The organism is Photobacterium sp. MCCC 1A19761 (assembly GCF_037389125.1).
Lineage (GTDB): Bacteria > Pseudomonadota > Gammaproteobacteria > Enterobacterales > Vibrionaceae > Photobacterium.
Genome location: NZ_JAZGTF010000015.1, coordinates 115,846 through 134,738, shown reverse-complemented (window position 1 = coordinate 134,738; position 18,893 = coordinate 115,846). Strand labels below are relative to the sequence as shown.

The following is an 18,893-nucleotide window of genomic DNA, read 5'->3' as shown; positions in this document are numbered from 1 at the left end:
TGACACGGATAACCCCACGCGACCGGTCATAAGTCACGTTCTTATAGTCACCTCATGGGTACTGACCACCCAGTGCGTCTCACTGAAAACAATATCGAAAAACATGCCACCTGTGTTTGATACAGAGTAACTGAGACATCACTCCGAACACTTCCCGGCACTTGAGCCATGCACCACCGGCAGACCAACACAAAGTGCCCGAGGGCGGCACGATTTTAGATAGGGAGCCGCCAATGATCGTCGGCAAGCCGTTCTTGCTTATACATGTCACTTGTACGAAGTGACTTGCAACCATCACTTTATTTAGCCGAGATGACTCAGTAGAATGTCCACAAACCACGCATACCGAGAACATCATGGCAAAACTGACACTCCAAGAGCAGTTACAACAAGCTGGCCTCATCAGCAAAAGTAAACTGGAAAAAGCCAAGAAACGCCCTAAAAAATCACGCGTTCAAGCCCGTGAAGTCAAAGCGGCGATTGAAGAGAAGAAGCGCCAACAACAAGAGCATGATAAAGCGTTAAGCGCACAACAGAATGAACAGCGCCTCACGAAGGAAATTCAGGCTCAAATCAAGATGTTAATTAACATGAACAAGATTGATTTGGGTGATGGTGACATCAAATACAACTTCACTGATGGGACGCTTGTAAAATCACTCTATATGACGGGCGCCGTTCGGGAGCAGCTGATAAAGGGAGTGCTGGCCATTGCGCGCGATGAAGACCGCTATGTTGTCATCCCAAGCACAGTTGCCAACAAAATTGCACAGCGAGATCCTGAGTCCATCATCGACCAGAAAGAGCCGGAATCTGACGTCATCGCTGAAGACGACCCTTATGCTGACTTCGTCGTTCCAGACGATCTCATGTGGTAATTCAGATCGAGCTGCCTCATCCACAGTTGGCAGCTCAATTCTCATCCTCTTTGCACCTGCGAACTGAGCTCATCGCTCTCCCCCGTTTGTCACAATCACATCCGGCCACAAACTCAGCCAGCCATGCTACCGCCCTTAGGTTACGCTCCTACGGTCGTATCGTTAATATTGATAACAAAATGCATCTCATTGAATACAATTTCGTGCAGACATTCAATCAATGATTGAAAAAAGAACAAGTTAGCTAGCGTTCAGAGTAACGGCCAAGGCGCGGAGCATCAGAGACGCAAAACCCCAGCTCAGTGGCTGGGGCCTTACATAAAAGGGAAGTGATTTCGGTACATGGCAAATTGACCCAGCGATAAACCTGACTTTCAGCATGATCAGGTTTTCTGGGGCAGCCTTAACGGTGATATTTGACGATACGGTTGATGAAACCATATCGTCGTCACAAGCAAGATATTTTAGTTTTAACCCAATACCATTCTGTTGTCTCGTTGAGTCAAACCCCGTCAAGCCGCTAAATTTTGAAAGTATTCGCCAGTTTTCTCAGGGTTGTTGCTAACTCTGCTTGCTCCCTCGCTGTCGAAGCGATTTGAGCTGCCCCGGTCGTCGATTCTGTCGACTTGTCTTCGACTGTCATGATGTTTTTGGCAATGTCCTGAGTCACAACGGCCTGCTCTTCAGTCGCCGTCGCAATCTGCTCTGTCATGCTGAAGATTTGACTGACAGATTCAGAAATTCCCTCAAGCGTCTGCTCTACATTTCTGGAATCTTGAACAGCCGCCATGGCCTTGGTCTGATTGTTCTCAATGAGATGAAATGCTGATTCAACATCGGATCGCAACGAATTAATAAAGCCCTCAATTTCAGCGGTTGATTCTTGTGTGCGCTGTGCAAGCTTTCTGACTTCGTCGGCAACAACAGCAAAACCACGTCCTTGATCGCCGGCGCGAGCAGCTTCAATCGCAGCATTCAAAGCCAGTAAATTCGTTTGATCTGCGACGGATTTAATCACATCCACCACGTTGTGGATATTGTTACTACTGTCGTGCAGGTGGATAATTTTCTCTGCCAAACCATCGATTTCTGCAGCCAACCCTTCAATAGATTGGTAAGAATGCTGTACCGTTCTTAAGCCATTGAGCGTCTGTTCGTCAGCCAATTTGGCAGATTCAGACGTTTGCTGCGTTTTGCTGGCCACTTCATTGACAGTGGTAGAAAGCTCCTCAATCGCCGTGGCTATCAATCCAATTTGCTCTTGCTGCTCAACCATGGATGTTGAGTTGTACTGACATGTCTGGGAGGTTTCCTCCGCCGCAGACGCAAGGGTCATACTTGAGTTTGAAAGATTATCGATCACGTGGGAAAACTGCGCCAAGGTCGAGTTTAAGGCTGAAGAAATCGATCCCAGTTCACTCGTATCGATATACTGAGCACGGGCGGTTAAATCATTTTCTTCTCTCACCTTTGCCATCACGGAAGTTAAGTCGTTGACCCGCGCAGTGAGGTCTTTAATCACAACATAGCTCACAACCGCCACGGTCAGCGTAGTCAGCAGGAAAATGATGAGATTGACCGTCATTGATGTTTGAGCAGCTTGATACTTTTCCTCTGTAAGCTTGATCAGAGAAGCCGCGACTTCATTTTCAATCTTTTTCAGCTGACCAATCCGTTTCGTTGCTTGTGCAAACCAGTAGACTGGATCAACATCGAATTGGCTGGACTGCGCCTTGGCTAGTTCTCGAAACTTATTGACTTCTTGAACAGACTTGTCATTCAGCTGCTGTGAAAAATACTGCTTGTTGGTGTCATTCGTCAGTACATTAAAATTATCGAAATAAGTCTCTTGCTCCGTTACTAAAGCAATAAACTTCACCAGCATGCCGGTTGTAAACGCATCTTTTGAAAAAGTGTTACTGAGAACGGCACGCTCAATGCCCGCTCGCTCCTTACCCTGTAGGAAATTATAGTAAGCAACAGTTTCTTTCGTGATGGCCGGGTTTGTACTGATCTCCGCAATCAGGCCAGAGACGCTCAGCAATTTATGATTAAGCTGAGTGTAATAAGCAAGCGCATCCGGCAGTGAAATCGACTGCGTCTCAACCCGGCGACGAATGGATTCAATGTCACGCAGGCCCTGATCAATAGCATCATTGAGCTGCTGTATTTCGTGCAGGTCGATATCAGCCGACTGCCAGTCACTAATACGTTGATTCCGTTTGCTATCGGTAGCTTGTTGCTGGGATCTGAGTTCATCGCCAAACTGGCTGCCATGGGAACCAAGATATCCCGCAGTCATGCCTCGCTCTTTTTGTAATTCATGAACAAGTTCACTATATGAAACAGACAACCTAATGAGTTGATTCAGAGAAGCCATCTCACGGGTCGTCGACACACTATGAGAAATTGAAGACCCGCTTAAAAAGAGAAAAGCGAGCACAGGCAAAGCAAGCAAAACAACGATTTTTTGCTTAAAGGAGAAGTTAGACAGATTCATTTTATTTCTTGTCGGTGTTCATGCGTTACAGACCTCGGCATTAATCCATACTATTTGCACGGCTAAGCAGGGCGTATTGCTTGAATTTTTCAGCTTGGTTGTACATTACCAGTCATTCTATTCAGGCACATAAATCCCACCATGACTTGAAACAATATTTACTTCGTTATTAACAATGTGCTCAAAATAAATTAAGAAGGATTTTCGAAATTATCACCGCGTTGTTTATTTCTTATCCACAGCCTCCTTTGAACAAAGGTGTAAACCTCGTTTTTATTAATTCAGTGACCAGACAAATAATGATCTGAGGAAAACCATCGTCACAACAATGCCAATGCCCAGAAACACAAAACCCCAGCTCGGAAGCTGGGGTTGCAAATGTGGCGGAGCGCTTTGGGTATGGGAGGATTTTTCAAATCCCGACACTCAGCACCTCACCAGAAACGAGAAAAGCCCTGTCTGACGACAGGGCTTTTAAATGTGGCGGAGAGATAGGGATTTACTTCGCCCTTCGGGCCGTTGCTCTAAAGCGCCTTCGGCTAGCAACGTTGTCTCGCTGCGCTCGGCTGACCCCTGCTCTAGGGTTCGGCACCCTATCTCTTTCATTGCCAATTAACCAAAAACGATAAACCCCAGCACAGTGGCTGGGGTTTCGAATGTGGCGGAGAGATAGGGATTTGAACCCTAGATACGCTATTAACGTATGCCGGTTTTCAAGACCGGTGCTTTCAACCACTCAGCCATCTCTCCGTAAGTGCGATGAATCATACCCAGTACGGCGGGTATTGTAAAACCCCAAGAGACTCAACTGCTCAATTGTTCAGCGAATCTTTCAAATTTTTCTGATATTTCCCGAGGTTTGACGAATAAATAGCAACAACGCGTAATAACAGACCATCAATCTCGGCGAATTATTCCGCTTCCACAGACTTTTCTTCAATACCTGAGCCCCAGAAAGCCTGCTCTGGGCTGACTCCAGTTGCGATGAGATCCCGTAATGACACCGGATACAAATTGAATTGTTCCATCTCGGTTTGATGTGCCCAAAGGAACTCCAGATGCGACTCGTTGGAGATGACCGGTTGCAGCGCCTGCAACTCCGTTTTCACCGCGAAGATCAGGTTGATTTCGGCATTGCGCGTGTCCCGTTCGAACCACTCATTCTCCGCCGCGCCGATAAATTCGCCCACCTCAGCATCAATGGACGCCTCTTCCCACAGCTCACGCTTGAGCGCCTGTTTGGCTGGCTCGGCAAATTCAATGTGCCCGCCGGGCAAGAAGGTTTTGTCTTCCCCTTTGGCCCGCACCAACAACACATACGCTCCCGAGGTGATGATCCCTCGCGCCTGATAGTGAAACGTCATTCTAATCCCCCTGCTTTCAAACCGGGTCATGATAAACCGTTCTTCCCGGATCTACTGATCCTTTTTCAGCCCTGCACCAAAGTTGTGCTAACCTCAGGCATTCATCCTCCAATAACGCAAGATCACCATGAAAATATTCAGTAATTTCGAAAGCGGCAATATCAATGTCGTCAAAGCCGACGACGCCAATGACATCCAACTGACGATCCCGAACGATAACCAGTCTGAGTTCTACCAGTGGTTCCACTTCCGCCTGGAGAGTCAGCCGCATACCGAGCACCAGATCAAGCTGCTGAACCTGGCCAAATCCGCCTACCCGGAAGGCTGGCAAGGCTACGATGTGGTGGCGTCTTATGATCGCGAAGAGTGGTTCCGCATCCCGGCCGAGTTTGACGGTGACACACTGACCTTCAAGATGATCCCGGAACATCACTCGATGTATTTCGCCTACTTTGCACCGTACAGCTACGATCGTCACCAGGATCTGTTGCATCAGGCACAACTGCATCCGGAATGTCGCCTGGAGACTCTGGGCAGCACCCTGGACGGCAACGACATGAGCCTGCTGACCATCGGTGAGCCGTCGGATGAGAAGAAGAACGTCTGGATCATCGGTCGTCAGCACCCGGGTGAAACCATGGCCGAGTGGTTTATTGAAGGCCTGCTGCAACGCCTGCTGGATGATACCGACACCGTGGGCCGGGCGCTGCTGGAAACAGCAGTGTTCCACGTGGTACCAAACATGAACCCGGACGGCAGTATCCGCGGTCACCTGCGTACTAATGCGGTCGGGGTGAACCTGAACCGCGAATGGCAAACGCCGTCGATGGAGAAGAGCCCGGAAGTTTACCTGGTCCGTGAGCGCATGCTGGCCACCGGGATTGATCTGTTCCTGGATATCCATGGGGACGAAGCGATCCCGTATAACTTTGTTGCCGGAAGTGAAGGCGTCCCATCTTACGATGCGCGCATGGCTGAACTGGAGCAGGCCTTCAAACAAGCACTGCTGACCATCACCCCGGAGTTTCAGGACGAGCACGGTTACAACAAAGATAAGCCGGGCGAAGCGAACCTGACGGTTGGCTCGAACTGGGTGGCGGAGCAGTTCAAGTGCCTGTCCTACACTGTAGAAATGCCATTCAAGGATCACAACCTCCATCCGGACAGCTTCTACGGTTGGTCACCGGAGCGAAGCGTGGCGTTTGGTCAGGACATGCTGGCCGCAGTTCAGGCCGTGATTGCCAAGGTTTAATCGCCCTGCGCAAAACTAAACGGAATTAAAAGAGGCTCACCGAAGTGAGCCTCTTTTTTGTTATACGTATGTTTGCCTGTTCGACTGCTTAGAAGGCGACATCCATGCCCAGCCAGTAACGACGACCATCTTCGACGTACTGGTATTCTTCGTAGGTGATCGACTCATCCAGCAGGTTATAAATCGCCGCTTTCACTCGCGCATTCTCAGTCAGCTGATAGGTCAGGCCCGCATCAACAAAGGTTGAAGACGGCGCCACAAACGTCTTGCTTGATGGCGTGGTGACCGGCTGGCTTTCTTCGCCACGATACGTCACTTTCAGCCAGCTGCTGGTCGTGTCGTTCATCAGCCAGTCCAGACCCGCATTGGCCAGGTGCTCCGGCAACTGGTTCAACGGCTGCCCTTTATATTTCCCGGTCTTCTGCTCAGAATCGGTATAGGTGTAGCTGGCATTCATGGTCAGCGTGTCCGTCAACGGCGCCATCAGCGAGGCTTCCACACCACGGGTGATTGCTTCGTCCACATTTACACGGTACGTCGGATCAGAACCCCACTGGTTCGGGCCAGAAGTACACACGGTGTCCGGGCACACCACGCGGGTGATCTTGTCATCAAAGTCATTGTGGAACAGGGTCAGGCCAGCCGTCAGCCCATCCAGGTTCGAGTACAACAGACCAATTTCCTTGTTGACCGACTTCTCCGGCTCCAGATCCGGGTTCCCGTAAATATTCCCGCCTTTGCTAACCTGCGCCCAGTCGGCTGTGATTTCACGCAACTGTGGTGAGCGGAAACCGGTCGAGACCCCACCTTTCAGGGTCCAGTCTTCAGCGAAGTGCCACACCCCGTACATCCGCGGACTGATGTGATCGCCATAGTTATCGTCATGATCCAGACGAGCGCCCAAAGTCAGAGCAAATGTCTCGGTCAAGCCCCACTCATCTTCGATGAATGCCGCCATTTGGGTGTTTGAAATGTGTGTCCGGCTTGAGTTTTTCGCTTTGTTGGACGACTCATCATCCAGAGATGCATGGCTCACTTCCGCCCCCATCGTCAGCAAGTGATCACCCAATGGCATGAACATGCTGGCTTTGGCCGTGGTGTTGGCGATCTCCATCTGACGGCTTTTGTTGGTGCTGATCTCATGCTGCACATAAGCGTCCGTGCTTAACGCATCCCAGTTCCCCTGGTGCGTCAGCGCGTAGTGCGTGCGGCGGTATTCATTCAAAGAGTCTTTACACTCGCCACGGCAGCCTGTCGTCGGTACCGACAGACCAACATTGCCCCGGCGATCCTGCTCGGATACCCCGGCTTCAAATTGGATCAGGTTGGATTCATTCACCTGGTAGTTCAGTCGCCCGGTCACGCTGTTCAGTGATTTATCTTCAAAACCTTGCGCAATGTTATCTTCGTCGCGCTGCGTCGTCTGACCGTACAATTGCAGGCCCAGCTTGTCATTCACCAATGGACCGTTCAAAAAGAAGTTGGCGCTACGCTGATCGCCGGAATGACTGTCTTCCTGGATGATGGTATCGATCTGGACGTTACCGGCCCATTCCTGGTTGACTTTACGGGTGATCACGTTAATCACCCCGCCGATCGCATCCGAGCCGTATAGCGTTGACATCGGACCACGAATGACCTCGATACGCTCAATGGCTTGCAGCGGTGGCAGCCAGCCCTGCTCGATGCCCGGACCATCACTGTTTGGTCGGGTTTCACGAGATGACTGGCGCTTGCCATCGACCAGGATCAGCGTGTATTTGGAGCCCATGCCACGCAGGCTGATATCGGTTGTGTCGCCCCCCCCGGTGATCACCACCCCAGGAACGTCACGCAGCGCGTCTGTCACATCGCGGTAATACCGCTTTTCCAGATCGCTGCGGGAAATCACGCTGATGCTGGCCGGCGCATCGGCCTGCAGCTGCTCGTAACCCGCGGCCGTCACCACCATGGTTTCCGTCGGCTCAGATGATTTCGCCAGTACAGTTCCCGACATAACCGATGCAATTGCCGCCACTAGAGGCAATACCGCAGGCATAGGTCTGGACATACATAACTCCTTAAATGATAATCATTACTAATTCGGTTGCGGATTTTTCCCTAAGTAAACACAAATCACTAGGGAGATATGCGGAACTGCGCTTTCCATTTATGGAACAGCTTATGGGTTGCTGTTTTCCATAACTATTGATATGAGAATTAATGCACAATGCATGATCTAGCCGCAATCAAAGCCTTCGATGCCCTGTGTCAGTACCAAAGCCTGACCGCTGCGGCGGAGGCCCTGAACCAGCCTAAATCCACCCTGAGCCGCCGACTGGCCCAGTTGGAGACTGATCTCGGTCAGGCCCTGGTGACCCGACAGGGGAACCGGCTGACCCTGACCCAAGCCGGACATGTATTTTCCCGATTTTCGAAACAAATGCTTACACTTTCCGAGCAGAGTCACGAGGCATTACAAAGTCTGAACAATGAAATTTCCGGCGAACTGAACGTCGTGATCCACCCGAGCCTGATCCGGGGCTGGTTCTCCAAAGTCTTACATCCTTTCATGCAGGAGCATCCGGATGTACAGATTAACCTGCACACCCAGATGGTGCCGGAGATCGGTCAGGACATTGATCTGATGATTTGGGTCGGTTCGCCGCCGGAGCACCAGCTTCGCCGTGAATTGCTGGGTTACTGGCAGTTCGGGCTGTATGCGTCACCAGCGTACCTGGCAGAAAACCCGGTGCCGGAGCACCCTAGTGAGTTGCCTCAGCACCCGTGGATTGATCTGATGGCCCACCGGCAAACCGGGCTGAGCCTGATCCATGCGCAGGAAGGAAGCTATGATTTACCGCCAGTGAACTGTCGCCTGCGTAGCGACAGCCTGACCATGCAGGCCGATGCGATTGCCAAGGGGAAAGGGATAGGCATGTTGCCGATCTGGCTGGCAAACGGATTTGAGCGCTCCCACCCGGGGAGCGTGCGCCAGTGCCTGAAAGGATGGCACCCACCCGCGACGGAAGTTGCCTGCTACTATACCGCCGGACGACCGCCCCTGCGGGTGAAAGTGTTACTCGATACGCTGCGCAGCCAGTGTCCACCGGAATGGCGGACTTACCTGGATACTTCGCTCAAAGAAGGGATCGCCTGTGAGACGAAGGCCCCTTTTGAAGCCAGGGCTCCCTTCACCACAGTGCAGCAACCTATGGCTCTGAGCGCCGAATAAGCATTACACCGGCTTACGGCGATAGCGGGCATTGATCAGATCTTCCAACTGTCTTTGCGCTTTGCGGGCTTCCTCAAAGCGCTGTTTCGCCTGCCAGCGATCGATCACCGTTTCCAACCCCTTCACCCGGGCGTGGCTTTTTTCCAACTGCATCTTACTTTGCTGACACTGTGCATCCATCACCGCTTTCTCATGCTGGTGATGGTTGAGCAGCCGGGAAAGCTGGGTTTGTACCGTGGCGCTGTTTTGCAAGGTACTGCTCGACAGAGACGTTTTCCCCACAGTGCTGCCCCCCTGACAGCCGGATTTGAGCAACTGTAATGCATCCAACTGGCGCTGGTAGTGCTCGCTCTGCTGTTGCTGCTGAGCAAACAACTTGCTCTGGCGATCACGTTGCTGCGTCGCCAGCTGCTGGAGCTGGCCGGCAGCCTTAAGTTTTCCTTTCATGCTTATCCTCCTTGCTGTCCGCTATTCAGCCCGCTACCGAACAGCTGCGCCAATTGGGTCAGGCTTCCCGGATAGTCTGCAGCTTCGTCTACCTGCTGTTGCAAATACGCTTTCAACTGCGGTTGCATCGCCACCGCCTGATCCAACTCCGGATCCTGCCCCGGTTGATAACCGCCCAGTGGCAGCAGCTCTTTCACCTGCTGATAATTGGCGTTCAGCTGGCGAAACTGATTCGCCACCAGCGTGTGGGATTTATTCGTCACGTTACTCATACAGCGGCTGATCGATGCATTGATATCAATGGCTGGATAATGCCCCTGCTCGGCTAAGTTTCGCGACAGCACCACATGGCCATCCAGGATCGCCCGGGCCGAATCGACCACCGGATCCTGTTGATCGTCGCCGTCTGCCAGCACGGTATAAATCGCCGTCAGGCTGCCGTTCGGATGCTCGCTGTTCCCGGCACGCTCCAGCAACTGCGGCAACAGGCTGAATACCGACGGCGGATATCCCCGGGAGGCCGGCGGCTCTCCCAGCGACAACGCGATTTCCCGTTGTGCCATCGCATAACGGGTCAGCGAATCCATCAGCAATAAGACATCCTTGCCCTGATCGCGGAAATATTCCGCGGTCCGGTGACACAGCTTGGTCGCCCGCAGCCGCATCAGTGGTGATTCATCGGCAGGCGCGGCGATGATCACCGCGCGCTTGCGTCCGTCTTCGCCGAGGTTCTGCTCAATAAACTCACGCACCTCACGACCACGCTCACCAATCAACCCGACCACAATCACATCCGCGGTAGTGTTTTTAGTGATCATCCCCAGCAGCACACTTTTCCCCACGCCGCTGCCGGCCATCAGGCCGATCCGCTGCCCCTTGCCCAGGGTGATCAAGCCGTTGATTGCCCGGACCCCGACATCCAGCGGGGTATCGACCGGACGACGCTTAAGCGGATTAATCGGCGAGGTGTCGAGCGCGACCCGCTCTCCGCCTTTCAGCGGGCCACCGTCATCGAGCGGCTCACCTAGGCCGTTCACCACCCGACCCATCCAGTGCTCTCCGAGCTGTACGGTGCTGTCGCCGTCAAGCGGAATCACTTTCGCTCCGGCAAACAGGCCACCCAGTTGACGAATGGGCATCAGGTAAGCCACGTGGTGATCAAATCCCACCACTTGGGCTTCGATCATCTCGCCGTCTGCCGTTTCGACCAGGCAACGTTGCTCAAGCCTGAAACGACAACCCACGGCCTGAAGCATCAGGCCGTTGACTTTCACCAGTTGTCCGGTCACACGGGCGACCGGAATGGCATCGAGCGAGGCCATGGCCTCGCTCAATCGTTCAGTGAGGAGACCTTTACTGCTCACTCACCACCTCCGCACTATCACCGCTGTCTTCGCCCTCGGCAGGCACTGCCGGGGCATCCGTCGGGACGGCATCAGCCTGCGTGATATCAACCTCAGTGGTGTCTATCTGAGTCGCATCCGGCTGCGCCTCAGCGCTTATGACTCCTGGCTCCTCGTCAAGCAAATGTCCCCGCACGGTTTCCATACAGGCCGCCAGACGGGCATCGCAACTGGCATCCGCCTCGGCGTGATCCGTCATCAACTGGCAACTGCCAATGGTAAGTTCCGAATTCGCCACCAGTTTCCAGGCTTGCGGCAAATTCGGATTGATATTGGTGATCCGCTCAAGATCCTGCGGATTCAGGTGCACCACCACCTGCTCGGTTTTGCCCGGCATCGCTTCCAGGGTTTCATCCACCAAGGCCAGAATTTGCTGCGGCATCAGGGTTAGTTCCGCCCGGATCACCTGCTGCGCCACTTTCTGCACCAGCTCACAGATTTGGATGCGCTGCTCACGCTCCTTATCCGCCTGCCACTGACTCAGTTGGCCCAGCAAAGCGCTCACCGGCTCGGCGGCGGCGGCAAATTGCGCCTGACCGGCCTGCTCACCCCGGGCAAAGCCCTGTTGATAACCTTCTTTCTGACCGTCCATCAGCCCCTGTTGGTGCCCCTGCGCGATCCCCTGCTGCAATCCTTCCTGGTGACCTTGTTGCAGGCCCTGCTGGAAACCGGCTTCGAGCCGTTCCTGCAATTCAAGCGGATTCTCATAACCGCCAGACAGACCGGGATCAGCAGCATGGGGAACCGGCTGCTGCTCGGCAACCGGCGGAAAGCGGTGTAGTCGGTACTGACCCGGCTGTAAGCGCATCACATTACTTTTCTTCATCGCTTACTCCACCGTCTTTTCCTGGTAAAGCACCAGTTCAATCTCACCCTTGTCGGCGAGTTTACGAACCTGCTGCATGATCTCCTGGCGGGCTTTCTCGACCTGGCTGATCGCCAGAGCCCCTTTCGCCGACATTTCGTCTTCCAGAGATTTCGCCATTCGCTGCGGCATCGATCGCTTGACCGATTGCTGCAAGGTGATTTCCGCACCTTTCAGGGCAATCGCCCAGGTTTCGACCGGCACTTCCTGTACCAGACGATCGATGGTGGCTTCCGGCTGGCGACCCAGCACCATAAAGTCAAACATGTTGTCTTCGATTTCTTTCACAACATCCGCATCGTGCAGCTTCAGCAGTTCCATCAACTGGGCCCGATCTCCGCCGAACCGGTTGATGATATCCGCAGCCTGCTTCACGCCCGACACCGGTGCCCGCTGGCTCACCGACACATGTTCGATGCAGCGATCGATCAGAGTATTGAGATCCTCGGCTACTTCATGGTCGATCTCTTTCAGCCGGGCAATACGATAGATCAGTTCATCATGGTAGTCTTCCGGCAAGCTGTTAAGCACACTCGCCGATGTATCCGGCGGCAAATAGGCCAGGAAGATCGCCTGCATCTGCGGGTGCTCCTGGGCGATAAACTTGGCCAACAACTCCGGGTCCACCCACTGCAAGCGCAGCATATTATTGCGCAGCTCATCGCCGTAGATGTTATTCAGCAGCCCTTTGGCCAAGTCGTTGCCGAGGGCCTTACGGAGCGTATTCGCCAGATATTGCTTCGAGGCGCCCCGGATCCCGCTGTGAGATTTGAAATCGTTGAAAAAGCGCTGAATCACCCCTTTGGCATTCTCGCTTTTGATCCCGTTCAGCTTCGCCATGGCATGCGTCACTTTCTGGACCTCATCCCGGCTGAAATGCTTCAATACCTGTGCGGCGGCTTCTTCGCCCATGCCCAGCAGCACGAGCGCAGTCCTGTCGATATTATCAAGCTCCGCGGACTGGTGCTTTTTGCTTGCTTGTGTGCTGTTCATTCGCGTTTACCCATTGTTTTAATACTTCTGCAACACGTTCCGGCTCTTCATTGGCAATCAGCTGCAAATGCTTCAGCTGAACTTCCAGCGGTGAGCCGGAAGCCGGCAATAGATCATGGTTGGTATCCAGCGCCGAGAGATTGGTCTCAATCCCTTTCGCAGCCAGACGCTTATCCAGGTTATCTTCCAACTCTCGCTCAGCACGGGTCTGAAGACCGTTCTCAAAGGTTTCTTCATCCTGAACCGGCGGGGCGATTTCCAGGTTTTCCTTGCGTTGGTCAATGCCTATCAAGTGGTTGATCAGCGGGCGCAACACGAAGAAGATCATCGCCAGGCCCAGCAGACCACCAATCACATATCGGATTGGCTGCTGAATCGTTGGATCCTGCCACCAAGAAATGGCCGGCGGCGTTTCAATCTCAATCGGCGTAAAGTTGAAACTCATCAGGCTCAGGGTATCGCCGCGTGCCGCAGTAATCCCAACCGCATCCGCAATCATGGTTTGGATCTGTTGCTTCTCGGCATCGCTCCAGGCCGTCCCATTCGGTGCAGCCGATGAATTGAGCAGCACCGACACCGTCAGCTTACGCAGTTGGCCCTGTTGATACTGGGTATGGCGAACACTGCTGCCCAGCGCGTACTGGCGATTGAGTTCGGTTCGCTCATTGGTGTTTTTGCTGTCTTCCTCATCCTGCCCGGCTGTCGGCGGCTTGTTGCTCAAGGTACCCGGGACGCCCACGGCAATCTGGTCGATGGAGTTATTCTCAACCCGATGCTCGCTTTTTACGACCGGCGTCGAGTCGACAATCTCCTGGGTTTCCTGGATCCGGTTGAAGTCGAGATCCGCGGCGACCTGCACCCGGTAGTTACTCGGGCCAACGATCGGGGTCAGCATATCTGCCGCACGCTGGATCACCTGCTTCTCAAACTTTTTCTGATAGTCGAGATACTTGGCATTGACCTTGCCGACATCGTCGTTGCCAATTTCAGCACTCAGCAACCGGCCGTACTGATCGACGACCGAAACCGCGTCAGCTTTCATGCCGGTCACACTGCCGACCACCAGGTTGATAATGGCTTCCACCTGTTCGGACTTCAGATCTTCCCCGGCTTTCAACTCCACCATCACCGACGCCGATGGCGCCTCGCCGTTTTGGGTCACAAACAAGGTTTTGCGCGGGATCGCCAAATGGACCCGCGCATTCGAAACCGCATTCAGTGCAATGATGGTACGAACCAGCTCGCCTTCCAGGCCATGCCGGTAGCGGGCGGTTTCCATAAACTGGCTGGTGCCCAGGGAAGCATCTTCCTTCAGCGATTCCAGTCCGGTCGGCAACTGGGCCTTCACCCCTTTGGCTGCCAACAGCATCCGGATCCGCGCCACTTCGCCCTCTTCAACCAGGACCTGACCGTTTTCTTCCTGCAGGCGATACGGGATCCCTTCGGTTTCGAGAACCGAGATAATCTCCCCGCTGTCAAAACGCTCCTGCTGGCTATACAGCGGGCGGTAATTCTGGGTAGAACTCCACAGGGCAACCACAATCATCGCCGCCACAATGGCCGCCAAAACCGCAGACAACACCAAGTTTCGCTGGCTGCTTTGCCACAAATGACGCGCCCGGTCAGTCATGGAGTTCATGTCCCGAAATCCGGCACCTGAAACCGTCGCTGGCTGAGAAATAACTTCTGACATAAATTACACCGGCATCTTCATTACATCTTCAAACGAGCCCACCACCTTGTTCCGGACCTGCATCAGGGCGGAAAAAGAGAGGCTGGCTTTCTGACTGGCGATCATGGCGCCAACCAAATCATCACTTTGCCCGGTTTCGACCGCGGTCATTTTGGCACTCGCCACCGACTGCTGTTCGTTCACCACATCCAGCACCTGGCGCATGGCGCCGGAGAAAGACATCGGGGTTTGTTGTGCGGCCGCATTCACTTGTTGATCCAGCGGGTTTGCAGTGACTGAAAACTCCGGTTGGACTTTCAGCTGCATGTTTTGCATCTTTGCCAGCATCAAATGCTCCGCAGAGATCAGTTGGGTCGTTACTTCAGTCATGGTGTCATTCCTCCTCTTCTACTATGCCGCCGATCCCAACTCGGCCTGTAAATCGATACCCTGATCCCGCATCGCAGCCAGCTTGTATCTCAGTCCGCGTGTCGTCACACCAAGGGCTTTAGCGGTTTGGGTCCGATTGCCGCCGTTTTGTTTTAGAATGTCTATAATGTATTGAAATTCAGCCATTTTCTTTGCTTCCACATGGCCATTCCCGCGACTGTTGACCGACACCAGCGTCGGGGTGTCAGCGGCGGATTCCACCGGCAGCATCAGATCCTGGGCCGTGATAAAATCGCCGTGGCGCATCACCAGCGCCCGCTGGATCACATTCTCCAGCTCACGAATATTGCCCGGCCAGTCATACCGCGCCAGGGCTGTGCGGGCATCCTCCGACAAACGGCAATCACTATTTTCCTGATACTTGTGAATGAAGAACTGGCTCAGCGGCAGAATGTCTTCCGAGCGTTCGCGCAGCGGTGGCCAGTGCAGCGGCAGCACATCCAGGCGGTAATACAAATCTTCCCGGAATGTCCCTTGCTGGACCGCCAGGCGCAAATCTTTATTAGTCGCCGCAATCACCCGGATATCGAGCTTGATTGCCTTATGGCTCCCGATCCGCTCCACTTCGCGCTCTTGCAACACCCGGAGTAACTTGGCCTGCAGCGGCGGCGTCATTTCCGCAATTTCATCGAGCAGAATGGTTCCACCGTTGGCTTCTTCGAATTTGCCGGTTTGCGTTTGGGTCGCACCGGTAAATGCCCCTTTTACATGGCCGAACAACACCGCTTCCAGCATCGATTCCGGGATCGCGGCGCAGTTGACGGCGATAAAAGGCTGGTTGCTTCGGGAAGACTGGGCGTGTACGTAACGCGCCAGCACTTCTTTTCCGGTCCCGGATTCCCCGGTGATCAGCACGCTGGCATTGGTACAGGCTGCACGGTGCGCCAGTTGCAACACCTGCTTGCTGCGCCAGGACTCCACGACGATATTGGCCAGCGGTTGCTCCAGGGCTTCCACCCGGCGCAACAGGCTCAGCAATTGCTCCGCATCAAACGGGCGCAGCAAATAGTCAGTCGCGCCCGCACGCATGGCTTCCGCGGCCAGCAGCCCTTCATCCTGCTCGACAATGGCAATCGCGACGCCACTCTGTGCCCGGCTGACTTCCTGATGGCGCTTAATCCATTCCGTCAGGCTCATATCGCGCAGAGATGAACTGACCAGGGTGATCGCCTCTGTCGGATTAAACAACGCTGCCCGACCCGATGTGACATGCGTCACCCGGTAACCGGACAGTTCCAGAACATCAATGACCCGCTGAGCCAGCATCATGTCCGGCTCAACCAATTGAATGTGCTTACGATACATACTTTGAGCCTTATGGATTATTCGTACTGCGGCGAATCACACGAATGGTGACCCGGCGGTTTTTGGCCTGGCCTTGTTCAGTCTGGTTATTGGCTACCGGATAACGATCACCATGCGCTCGGGTTTCAATGAGCGCGTGATCGACACCGGCCTCTTCCAGAACGCTGGCGACATCATCGGCACGAACCCGGGCAATTTGCAGGTTGGCCAACGATGAACCCACATTGTCGGTATGACCGTCGACCAGCACTTTGCTGACCGATTGATCCAACCGGATGTATTCCGCCAGTTGGTTCAGAACAAGACGCTGATCGCCGGACACAACCCGCTGCCCGAGCGCAAACGCTAACTGAACATCACGCGCCTGCTTGTAAGACAGCGCAGGCAGGGATTCACGGCACCGGTTAAATGCCCGGAGGGGTTCTTCAATATTGACACTCGGGACATCGACAGACAGGACGCGCGGATTAAACGAGGACGTAAATTGCAATTGAGTCCATCCCCCCTGCGCCACCGACTGAAGGACTTCATTCACGTCGTGATCAAACACCACTTGTTTCCGACCCGTCCATTCACCATGACTAACAAACTGCGCCTCATCCGGCGATATCCACGGCGAATTGAGCAAAAAAAGCCCGGCTTGATCATATAAGTTTTGGAGTTGACTGCTTTCAACTTTTAAGCGAACTGCGTGACTTGGTTCTGCGATAAAGGTCAGACCACCAAAGTTTTTAATTTTTTGATTTAATTCGCAATAAAAATGGTCGCCTTGATATTCCCATTTAACCAAATCCAAAGGAATGGATACTTCTTGAGCATGAGCCCAGCCAATATTAAAGACGAATAAAAATACGACCTTGCTTCGACAAAACCTTTTCAGCACGAGTATTTCCTACCTACCAACTTACATTCACAAACTTATATATCCATATATTAACGGTCATATCGCCGGGGATAACTATAAAACCGCTCACATAGAATACGCTTTAGTTACATTCATGAAACAAGCATATATTTGACACTGCTCTGACAAAAAATCGTCATACAGACGGAAAATAGTTCTGACGAGCATGATAATTTATATTAGTTATAATTCAGCGGCTTATAGTCATCTTAGATAAACCGAACCGCGAACGTTGGGTATATTAATATATTTATTATTAATTTGTTTTTTAGAAAGGCCGGAAAATAAATAAAAATACAACATGTGGACTAACATCACACTATTGGAAAAATAAACTCAATAATTATATTTTTATCAGGGTAGACTACGGCCGCTAAACCAATAGTAATATTTATGTTAATAGACGAACTATATGGGACATGTTTCCTACATTCACTAGAACATCCAAAGAATTAACCATGATGGAAAATGATGCTTCTCGAGCCTATCCTGTTTTGGATGTTGAGCTTTTAGGTAAACCTATTCATAAAATTCGTGACGACTTGACTCGTCTGCTTAGCCAGAGTGTTCCGGATATCACACTCCATATTCAGCACTGGGCGAGAATTAGTGATCTTGCTCTGGAATTCAAAAGCATTAGTACGGTGCGCTGTAGTGAAACAGCTCCTGACTATTACTCGTCAAATTTTTGTCACCAACAGCAGGGCTTGCTGCGTCTTTCAATGACCAATAGCCTGCTGATGGCGTTGTCTGATCGCTTTTACGGTGCCGATATTGCCCGTAAGGCTGAGGGCATACCGTCGCTTTCAAGCAGTGATAAACGACTCCAGCAGCGGATCGGAGCTCTGTTTGCCAAGGTCATTGCGCCGGAAGAGATGTGGTCCCGGACCGAATCGCAATTGGCCCCGGGGGCCGGCTTGCAAGCGCAGTACACGGTCACATTCGGCGACCATCAGGGCGAACTATGGCTGGAACTGGACGCAACCCTGATCCAAACCCTGATCCAGGAGTTAGCTCTGACGCCGACGCAACCGATCAAATCCAGGTTCGATGTGGCGCTGACCCAGACCCCGGTCCATCTGACCGCCATTCTGAGCCGCAAAACCATGCCGCTCGACCAGGTCCTGAGCCTCAAGCCGGATGATATTCTGCCGATTGAGCTCCTCAACCAGGTGCCCGTCACGATCGGCCAGGAACATTTATTTAACGGACGTATCGCTGAACAAAACGGCCAGCTCGTTCTCATATTGCAAGACTCAAAGGAACAACAGCGATGAGCGAACACACTTCATTCAACCCAGACGATCTAAATTTTGATGAATTGCAGCTGGACCAGTTTGAACCTGAGCTGGAAGCGAAACCGGTTGCTGAGCCTGAGATGCCATCCCGTGATTTGAATTTCTTCAAACGCATTCCGGTCACCGTCACCCTGGAAGTCGCCAGCACCGAAATCTCCCTCGGTGATCTGATGCAAGCTGGGGAAGGCTGCGTGATTGAACTCGACAAACTCAACGGTGAGCCGCTGGATGTCAAAGTCAACGGTTCGCTGATGGGTCATGCGGAAGTGGTCGTCGTCAACGATAAATACGGCCTTCGTCTGGTCGACGTGGTGGATTCCCCGTTTAATTCTGTAGGCAGCTGACACG

At 52.8% G+C, this 18,893-nt stretch carries 15 protein-coding genes, 1 tRNA gene and 1 pseudogene; 5 read left to right on the top strand and 12 right to left on the bottom strand.

The features are described 5' to 3' along the window. Positions 1 to 356: 356 nt before the first annotated feature. Complete coding sequence (locus VV869_RS15385) at positions 357 to 878, top strand: DUF2058 domain-containing protein (RefSeq protein WP_337735809.1); 522 nt, start codon at positions 357 to 359, stop codon at positions 876 to 878. Positions 879 to 1,398: 520 nt separating this feature from the next. Here the strand turns inward: VV869_RS15385 and VV869_RS15380 are convergent. The 3 genes from VV869_RS15380 to VV869_RS15370 form a co-directional block, all read right to left on the bottom strand. Further along, positions 1,399 to 3,378, bottom strand: coding sequence for a methyl-accepting chemotaxis protein (locus VV869_RS15380; protein WP_337735808.1), 1,980 nt, complete (start codon positions 3,376 to 3,378; stop codon positions 1,399 to 1,401). A 659-nt stretch (positions 3,379 to 4,037) separates the two neighbouring features. Next, positions 4,038 to 4,128: transfer RNA gene (locus VV869_RS15375), tRNA-Ser, on the bottom strand. A 161-nt stretch (positions 4,129 to 4,289) separates the two neighbouring features. Continuing rightward, positions 4,290 to 4,742, bottom strand: a complete 453-nt coding sequence (locus VV869_RS15370; protein WP_337735807.1) for an NUDIX domain-containing protein — start codon at positions 4,740 to 4,742, stop codon at positions 4,290 to 4,292. Positions 4,743 to 4,869: 127 nt separating this feature from the next. Here VV869_RS15370 and VV869_RS15365 point away from each other — a divergent pair, with 127 nt between their 5' ends. Next, on the top strand, positions 4,870 to 5,994 hold the full coding sequence (locus VV869_RS15365; protein ID WP_337735806.1) for a M14 family metallopeptidase: 1,125 nt from the start codon (positions 4,870 to 4,872) through the stop codon (positions 5,992 to 5,994). An 88-nt stretch (positions 5,995 to 6,082) separates the two neighbouring features. Here VV869_RS15365 and VV869_RS15360 read toward each other — a convergent pair whose 3' ends face one another. Further along, positions 6,083 to 8,044 (bottom strand): ligand-gated channel protein, encoded by a 1,962-nt coding sequence (locus VV869_RS15360; RefSeq protein ID WP_337735805.1) that lies wholly within the window; start codon positions 8,042 to 8,044, stop codon positions 6,083 to 6,085. 159 nt (positions 8,045 to 8,203) lie between these two features. On the opposite strand from VV869_RS15360, the pseudogene VV869_RS15355 reads away from it, so the two are divergent. Beyond that, positions 8,204 to 9,094: pseudogene (locus VV869_RS15355) on the top strand (LysR family transcriptional regulator); the annotation flags it as partial. A gap of 117 nt (positions 9,095 to 9,211) precedes the next feature. Here VV869_RS15355 and fliJ read toward each other — a convergent pair. The 8 genes from fliJ to VV869_RS15315 are packed head-to-tail and all read right to left on the bottom strand — an operon-like array spanning position 9,212 to position 17,226. Further along, complete coding sequence (gene fliJ / locus VV869_RS15350) at positions 9,212 to 9,655, bottom strand: flagellar export protein FliJ (protein WP_337735804.1); 444 nt, start codon at positions 9,653 to 9,655, stop codon at positions 9,212 to 9,214. Between the two features lie 2 nt (positions 9,656 to 9,657). Next, complete coding sequence (fliI, locus tag VV869_RS15345; RefSeq protein WP_337735803.1) at positions 9,658 to 11,019, bottom strand: flagellar protein export ATPase FliI; 1,362 nt, start codon at positions 11,017 to 11,019, stop codon at positions 9,658 to 9,660. Further along, a complete protein-coding gene (gene fliH, locus VV869_RS15340; protein WP_443147324.1) occupies positions 11,009 to 11,884 on the bottom strand; it encodes a flagellar assembly protein FliH in 876 nt (291 codons plus the stop codon). The genes fliI and fliH overlap by 11 nt, the downstream gene beginning before the upstream one ends. A 3-nt stretch (positions 11,885 to 11,887) precedes the next feature. Then, positions 11,888 to 12,916, bottom strand: a complete 1,029-nt coding sequence (locus tag VV869_RS15335) for a flagellar motor switch protein FliG (protein WP_337735802.1) — start codon at positions 12,914 to 12,916, stop codon at positions 11,888 to 11,890. Then, entirely contained in the window at positions 12,870 to 14,609 is a 1,740-nt protein-coding gene (fliF, locus tag VV869_RS15330) for a flagellar basal-body MS-ring/collar protein FliF (RefSeq protein ID WP_337735801.1), read from the bottom strand. The genes VV869_RS15335 and fliF overlap by 47 nt, the downstream gene beginning before the upstream one ends. Positions 14,610 to 14,612: 3 nt before the next feature. Beyond that, the gene (gene fliE, locus VV869_RS15325; RefSeq protein WP_337735800.1) at positions 14,613 to 14,978 is read right to left on the bottom strand and encodes a flagellar hook-basal body complex protein FliE; all 366 of its coding nucleotides are present in this window, start codon (positions 14,976 to 14,978) and stop codon (positions 14,613 to 14,615) included. 21 nt (positions 14,979 to 14,999) lie between these two features. Further along, on the bottom strand, positions 15,000 to 16,343 hold the full coding sequence (locus VV869_RS15320) for a sigma-54-dependent transcriptional regulator (protein ID WP_337735799.1): 1,344 nt from the start codon (positions 16,341 to 16,343) through the stop codon (positions 15,000 to 15,002). A gap of 10 nt (positions 16,344 to 16,353) precedes the next feature. Beyond that, positions 16,354 to 17,226, bottom strand: a complete 873-nt coding sequence (locus tag VV869_RS15315; protein WP_337735798.1) for a MotY family protein — start codon at positions 17,224 to 17,226, stop codon at positions 16,354 to 16,356. A gap of 479 nt (positions 17,227 to 17,705) precedes the next feature. On the opposite strand from VV869_RS15315, the gene VV869_RS15310 reads away from it, so the two are divergent. Next, positions 17,706 to 18,524, top strand: a complete 819-nt coding sequence (locus VV869_RS15310; protein WP_337735797.1) for a FliM/FliN family flagellar motor switch protein — start codon at positions 17,706 to 17,708, stop codon at positions 18,522 to 18,524. After that, the gene (gene fliN, locus VV869_RS15305) at positions 18,521 to 18,889 is read left to right on the top strand and encodes a flagellar motor switch protein FliN (protein ID WP_337735796.1); all 369 of its coding nucleotides are present in this window, start codon (positions 18,521 to 18,523) and stop codon (positions 18,887 to 18,889) included. The genes VV869_RS15310 and fliN overlap by 4 nt, the downstream gene beginning before the upstream one ends. The last annotated feature ends 4 nt before the right edge of the window (positions 18,890 to 18,893 follow it).

What these genes read in the sequence shown, in the direction of transcription:
- VV869_RS15385 (WP_337735809.1), top strand. Translation starts at nt 357, where the DNA reads ATGGCAAAACTGACACTCCAAGAGCAGTTACAACAAGCTGGCCTCATC.
- VV869_RS15380 (WP_337735808.1), bottom strand. Translation starts at nt 3,378, where the DNA reads ATGAATCTGTCTAACTTCTCCTTTAAGCAAAAAATCGTTGTTTTGCTT.
- VV869_RS15370 (WP_337735807.1), bottom strand. Translation starts at nt 4,742, where the DNA reads ATGACGTTTCACTATCAGGCGCGAGGGATCATCACCTCGGGAGCGTAT.
- VV869_RS15365 (WP_337735806.1), top strand. Translation starts at nt 4,870, where the DNA reads ATGAAAATATTCAGTAATTTCGAAAGCGGCAATATCAATGTCGTCAAA.
- VV869_RS15360 (WP_337735805.1), bottom strand. Translation starts at nt 8,044, where the DNA reads ATGTCCAGACCTATGCCTGCGGTATTGCCTCTAGTGGCGGCAATTGCA.
- fliJ (WP_337735804.1), bottom strand. Translation starts at nt 9,655, where the DNA reads ATGAAAGGAAAACTTAAGGCTGCCGGCCAGCTCCAGCAGCTGGCGACG.
- fliH (WP_443147324.1), bottom strand. Translation starts at nt 11,884, where the DNA reads ATGAAGAAAAGTAATGTGATGCGCTTACAGCCGGGTCAGTACCGACTA.
- VV869_RS15335 (WP_337735802.1), bottom strand. Translation starts at nt 12,916, where the DNA reads ATGAACAGCACACAAGCAAGCAAAAAGCACCAGTCCGCGGAGCTTGAT.
- fliF (WP_337735801.1), bottom strand. Translation starts at nt 14,609, where the DNA reads ATGTCAGAAGTTATTTCTCAGCCAGCGACGGTTTCAGGTGCCGGATTT.
- fliE (WP_337735800.1), bottom strand. Translation starts at nt 14,978, where the DNA reads ATGACTGAAGTAACGACCCAACTGATCTCTGCGGAGCATTTGATGCTG.
- VV869_RS15320 (WP_337735799.1), bottom strand. Translation starts at nt 16,343, where the DNA reads ATGTATCGTAAGCACATTCAATTGGTTGAGCCGGACATGATGCTGGCT.
- VV869_RS15310 (WP_337735797.1), top strand. Translation starts at nt 17,706, where the DNA reads ATGATGGAAAATGATGCTTCTCGAGCCTATCCTGTTTTGGATGTTGAG.
- fliN (WP_337735796.1), top strand. Translation starts at nt 18,521, where the DNA reads ATGAGCGAACACACTTCATTCAACCCAGACGATCTAAATTTTGATGAA.